The sequence below is a fragment of the Protofrankia sp. Cas8 genome (genome assembly GCF_963555845.1).
Classification (GTDB): Bacteria; Actinomycetota; Actinomycetes; order Frankiales; family Frankiaceae; genus Protofrankia.
In genome coordinates this window covers 19,872-20,927 of record NZ_CAUVXI010000009.1, presented here as the reverse complement: position 1 = coordinate 20,927, position 1,056 = coordinate 19,872, and the positions used below count along the sequence as shown (strand labels likewise).

Sequence of the window (1,056 nt, the reverse complement as noted above, 5' to 3'; positions counted from 1 at the left end):
GACGTATTCCTTAGGGCTTCGATCAGTCAAGAAATGTTTCTGGCCACAGCTTGTTAGTGCACGAAATTTAACGATAATAGCCTCAAGCGTCAACAAATTCTGTTCGGACAAAAAACCGTTTCCTTATTTGCCATTGTTTCGATTCAAGAGGGCATCAAGTTTTGCCTTAATTGCAGGTATGTCAGCGGTCACGTTAACTTTTTGTCCCTCTACGGTATATCGCGGACCGCGGCGGCGCCCACCTCCGCGGCGAGCCGCAGGAACTCCGCCAGGGTGGCTGCATCGTCGGGATGGGCCGCGTCGGGCAGGTGCCGGCCGACGTAGCACCGGGCCCGGTGACCGAGCAGTACCTCGACAGCGGAGCTGACAAAGGTGATGCGGCCATCCGCGCCGGTGGCGATCACGAGATCGTGGGCGTTGTGGAGCAGTGCCTGCAGCCGTCCTTCGTCGCGACGCAGCGCCGATTCCCGCCGACCGTGGCGGACGGTGAGACCGGCAACCGCAGTGGTGACCAGGGCGAGCAGGGCGAGCAGGCTTAGGTCGCGGCTCCACCGGCCGGATCTGATGTCCCCGTAGAAGGCCGAAACCGATTGTTGCTCCGCGCCATGACGTACCTGTGTCTGCAGCCACACGCTGATCGCGGCCATCGCGAGCAGGACAACGCCGCCGACCAGCGGTGCGATCAGCCGGCCCGACCGGTACCGGCGGGCACGACCCGTGGGCACGCAACGCTCGGGTCGTCCGGATGCGGAGAAATGCCCACCGACCGCACCGACCGCGGGTTGACGTGGCGCCGGCGGGTACACCTCGCCGGCAAGGTCGGTGACGGGGATACGAGGACGACTGGCAAGAGGCTGGGCGCCGGCGACCGCCACGACGAAGCGGCCTTTCCCGGTCCGCTTGGCCTCGTACATAGCGTGGTCCGCGACGCCGAGGAAATGGTCGGGCGTTTCGAGCGACAGCGTCGAGGTCGCGATGCCGATGCTGACGTCAACCTGAACGATCGATGTCCCGACGGTGATCGGTGCGCGTATCGATTCGATGACACGGTCGGCG

At 63.8% G+C, this 1,056-nt stretch carries 1 protein-coding gene; it reads right to left on the bottom strand.

Features of this window, described 5'->3' with window-relative positions; genetic code table 11:
- Positions 1 to 209: 209 nt before the first annotated feature.
- Positions 210 to 1,056, bottom strand: an 847-nt coding sequence (locus U9977_RS03125) for a PAS domain-containing protein (RefSeq protein WP_322747629.1), incomplete at its 5' end; no start/stop codon positions are given.